We start from the raw sequence: 3,279 nt of genomic DNA, 5'->3' as shown, positions 1-3,279 counted from the left end.
CCTGGCGGCGCGCTACGCCGCGTGGGTCGCCGACGGGATGCCCCCGGAGGTCGCCAGGGAGTGACTTGACAGATATAGGAGCATCGTATCCGCGGCGAGGCTGGCGAGAAGGACGAGAAGGACGAGAAGGACGAGAAGGACGAGAAGGATGACGACGCTCTCAGATCGGCCGGGCCGTGCAGGGGCCGGCGTCGTCCTCGCCGGGCTCGCGGACGAGGTCGGCGAGCGTGCGGCTGTCGAGGTAGCTCGCGGTGACGCGCCCGAGGTCGCGCCAGACGCCCACCGTCGAGCAGGTCTCGATCTGCGGGCAGAGCTCCTCGTTGGTGCAGTCCAGGCAGCTCACCGGTGCGAGCGACCCCTCGGCGGCGCGCAGGATCTCGCCGAGCGTGTAGTCCTCTGGCGCGCGCGTGAGCTTGTAGCCGCCGCCCTTGCCGCGCTGACTGGCCACGTAGCCGGCCTTGTGCATGAGCGAGATGACCTGCTCGAGGTACTTGCGCGAGATGTGCTGGCGCCGCGCCACGTCGCCGAGCGAGACCCAGCCGTCGTGCGCGGCCAGGTCGGCCATCGCGCGCAGCGCGTACATCCCCTTCGTCGAGAACATCCCGGCCATGGCGGTCCCTAGCCCTCGCTGCCCGTCGCGGGCGCCTCGCGCGCGGCGAGCATCTCGTCGAGCGTGCGCCACGCCAGCTCGGCGCACTTCACGCGCGCCGGCATGTGCGCGATGTCGCGCAGCAGCGTGCCGTCCTCCAGCTCGTCCAGCTTGGACTCGTCGGTCTCCTCGCCGCGGACCATGCGCATGAAGAGCTCGCACAGCTCGCGCGCCCGCTCGGGCGTCTTGCCCACCATGAGGTCGCTCATGATGTCGGCGCTCGCCTGGGAGATGGCGCAGCCGTGGCCGGTGAAGGCGGCCTCGTCGATGGTGCCGTCGTCGGCGAAGCGCACCGAGAACGTGAGCTCGTCGCCGCAGGAGGGGTTCACGCCCTCGTGGCTGCAGTCGGCGTCCTCCATCTGGTACTTGTAGTCGGGGTGGGACACGTGGTCCATGAACTCCGCGTTGTAGAGGTCAGTCGTTGCCATGGAAGATCCCCCAGACCTGGGTCAGTCCGTCGACCAGCCGGTCGACGTCGCTTGCGTCGTTGTAGAAGGCGAGGCTCGCGCGGCAGCACGCGAGGTTCTCCACGCCGAGCCACGCGAGCAGCGGCTGCGCGCAGTGGTGGCCGGCGCGGATGCAGACGCCCGAGGCGTCGAGGATGCTCGCCACGTCGTGCGGGTGGACGCCGCGCACGTTGAAGCTGATGACGCCGTGGTGGCGCGCGGGGTCCGCGCTGCCGATGAGGTCCACGAAGCCCAGCTCGGCCAGGCGCTCCATCGCGTAGGCCACGAGCGCGCCCTCGCGCTCGGCCACGGCGTCCAGGCCCACCGTCTCGGTGAGGTAGGCGAGCCCGACGCCGGTGGCGTAGATGCCCGCGGCGTCCTGCGTGCCCGCCTCGAACTTCTCGGGCACGGGCGCCCACGTGGCGTCCTGCTCGCGCACGGAGTCGATCATCTCGCCGCCCGTGAGCATGGGCTCCATAGCGTCGAGAAGCTCGTGACGCCCCCACAGCACGCCCACGCCCATCGGCCCCAGCGCCTTGTGGCCCGAGAGCGCCAGGAAGTCGGCGCCCAGCTCGCTCACGTTCACGCGCAGGTGCGGCACCGACTGGGCGGCGTCGACCACCATCACGGCGCCCACCGCGTGCGCGGCGTCGGCGAGCTTGCGGACGGGCAGCTCGCAGCCCATGACGTTGGAGACGTGCGCGCACGACACGATTCTGGTGCGCGGCCCGATCTTCTCGGCGATCTCCTCGTCCGTGAGGGTGCCGTCGCTCTGGGGGTAGAGGTAGACGAGGCGCGCCCCGGCCGCCCGGCAGGCCCGCTGCCAGGGGATGAGGTTGGAGTGGTGCTCCATGATCGTGATGGCCACCTCGTCGCCGGGCCCGAGCACGGTGGGCGAGAAGGACGTGGCCACGAGGTTGAGCGCCTCGGTGGTGTTGCGGGTGAAGACCACGTCGCGCGCGTCCGGGGCGCCGATCAGCGCGGCCACGCGCGCGCGGGCGTCGGCGACCGCCGCGGTGGCCTCCACGGAGAGCCCGTAGAGCCCGCGCAGCGGGTTGGCGTTCATGGTCTCGTAGAAGCGGCACTGCGCGTCGAGCACGCACGCCGGGCGCTGCGCCGTGGCGGCGCTGTCGAGAAACGCGAGCTCGGGCTGGGCCGCGAGCAGCGGGAAGTCGGCCTTGTAGGGGTTCTCGCGGATGTCGGCGCCCATCGTCACGCCTCCTCGACGTGGAAAAGGGAATGTCCCTTTTCCACGTGCTCGACGACGGCGCGGGCCTCGTCGCAGGGGGCGGCGAGAAGGGCGTCCTCGAAGACGGCGCGCACGAACAGGCGCTCGGCGTCCTCGCGGGAGAGCCCGCGGTCGGCGAGGTAGGCCAGCTGCTCGGGGCTCACCGAGCCGATGGTGGCGCCGTGGTTGCCGACCACGTCGTCCTCGTCGCACAGGATCGTGGGCAGCGTCTTGTTGGTCACGTCGTCGCCGAGCACGAGCACGGTCTCTGCCTCGTTGCCCTGCGCGCCGCGCGCGCCGTGGACGAGGTCGATCGTGGTGCGCAGGCTCTTGGAGGCCGCGTCCTCGAGCACCCCGTTGTAGGCGAGCTCTGAGCGCGTGGCGCGCCCGCGCATGCGGACGACCTCGTTGACGTCGAGCGTCTCGGTCCCGCCGGCGTGGTAGCGGCAGGTGAGGTCAAGGCGGGCGCGGTCGCCGGCGAGGTCGGCCTCCAGGCCCAGCGCCACGCCGGCGCCGCCGAGCAGGTACTGGCGCACCTCCACGCGCGCGTCGCGGTCGGCGCGGATGCCCACGCTCTCGAGGTACTGCTGGCCGTCGGCCGCGCCCACGTACTCGAAGAGGCGCACGCGCGCGCCGCGCTCGGCGACCACGCGCAGAAGCGACGCTGACGTGGGTGAGACATTGGGGACAGGTTCATTTGTCTCATCCGAGGTGGTCGTTGCGGGTGCGGCGTCGCTGTCAGCCGATGAGACAAATGAACCTGTCCCCAATGTCTCACCAGCGGCCACCACGATCGTGACCTCGGCGCCCTCGCGGACGAGCACGCCCGTGTCCGCCGCCTCGCCGGCGCCGACGCTCACCACCACGGGCTCCTCGCGGCGCGCGCCGCGCGGGACCCCCACGTAACGGGCGTCGCCGGCCTGTGAATCGGCCCAGGCAGTTACCTCGGGCCCCAT

4 protein-coding genes are annotated in these 3,279 nt (G+C 71.6%); all 4 read right to left on the bottom strand.

The window, feature by feature from the left end:
• Positions 1-160: 160 nt before the first annotated feature.
• Complete coding sequence (locus tag ACWTSU_RS08395; RefSeq protein ID WP_455139660.1) at positions 161-610, bottom strand: RrF2 family transcriptional regulator; 450 nt, start codon at positions 608-610, stop codon at positions 161-163.
• 8 nt (positions 611-618) lie between these two features.
• Positions 619-1,077 (bottom strand): Fe-S cluster assembly sulfur transfer protein SufU, encoded by a 459-nt coding sequence (sufU, locus tag ACWTSU_RS08390; protein ID WP_455139658.1) that lies wholly within the window; start codon positions 1,075-1,077, stop codon positions 619-621.
• Positions 1,064-2,305 carry an aminotransferase class V-fold PLP-dependent enzyme gene (locus ACWTSU_RS08385; protein ID WP_455139656.1) on the bottom strand — a complete coding sequence of 414 codons (1,242 nt, stop codon included), beginning with the start codon at positions 2,303-2,305 and terminating at the stop codon, positions 1,064-1,066. The genes sufU and ACWTSU_RS08385 overlap by 14 nt, the downstream gene beginning before the upstream one ends.
• A gap of 2 nt (positions 2,306-2,307) precedes the next feature.
• Positions 2,308-3,279 (bottom strand): SufB/SufD family protein (locus tag ACWTSU_RS08380; RefSeq protein ID WP_455139654.1); only part of this gene is annotated, 972 nt, incomplete at its 5' end.

It is taken from the genome of Thermophilibacter sp. (assembly GCF_966187215.1).
Note: the sequence above shows the minus strand (reverse complement) of the source record. Positions and strands in the feature narration are given on the sequence as shown.